At 52.1% G+C, this 820-nt stretch carries 1 protein-coding gene; it reads right to left on the reverse strand.

Going from position 1 to position 820, the window contains the following annotated elements:
• Positions 1 to 52: 52 nt before the first annotated feature.
• Positions 53 to 757, reverse strand: coding sequence for an IS6-like element IS26 family transposase (locus BFF42_RS19015; RefSeq protein ID WP_001067858.1), 705 nt, complete (start codon positions 755 to 757; stop codon positions 53 to 55).
• Positions 758 to 820 lie beyond the last annotated feature (63 nt).

Raw genomic sequence — 820 nt, forward strand, 5'->3', positions numbered from 1 at the left:
GGCACTGTTGCAAAGTTAGCGATGAGGCAGCCTTTTGTCTTATTCAAAGGCCTTACATTTCAAAAACTCTGCTTACCAGGCGCATTTCGCCCAGGGGATCACCATAATAAAATGCTGAGGCCTGGCCTTTGCGTAGTGCACGCATCACCTCAATACCTTTGATGGTGGCGTAAGCCGTCTTCATGGATTTAAATCCCAGCGTGGCGTTGATTATCCGTTTCAGTTTGCCATGATCGCATTCAATCACGTTGTTCCGGTACTTAATCTGTCGGTGTTCAACGTCAGACGGGCACCGGCCTTCGCGTTTGAGCAGAGCAAGCGCGCGACCATAGGCGGGCGCTTTATCCGTGTTGATGAATCGTGGGATCTGCCACTTCTTCACGTTGTTGAGGATTTTACCCAGAAACCGGTATGCAGCTTTGCTGTTACGACGGGAGGAGAGATAAAAATCGACAGTGCGGCCCCGGCTGTCGACGGCCCGGTACAGATACGCCCAGCGGCCATTGACCTTCACGTAGGTTTCATCCATGTGCCACGGGCAAAGATCGGAAGGGTTACGCCAGTACCAGCGCAGCCGTTTTTCCATTTCAGGCGCATAACGCTGAACCCAGCGGTAAATCGTGGAGTGATCGACATTCACTCCGCGTTCAGCCAGCATCTCCTGCAGCTCACGGTAACTGATGCCGTATTTGCAGTACCAGCGTACGGCCCACAGAATGATGTCACGCTGAAAATGCCGGCCTTTGAATGGGTTCATGTGCAGCTCCATCAGCAAAAGGGGATGATAAGTTTATCACCACCGACTATTTGCAACAGTGCC

This window comes from Shigella sp. FC1661 (assembly GCF_001712525.1).
Lineage (GTDB): Bacteria > Pseudomonadota > Gammaproteobacteria > Enterobacterales > Enterobacteriaceae > Escherichia > Escherichia coli.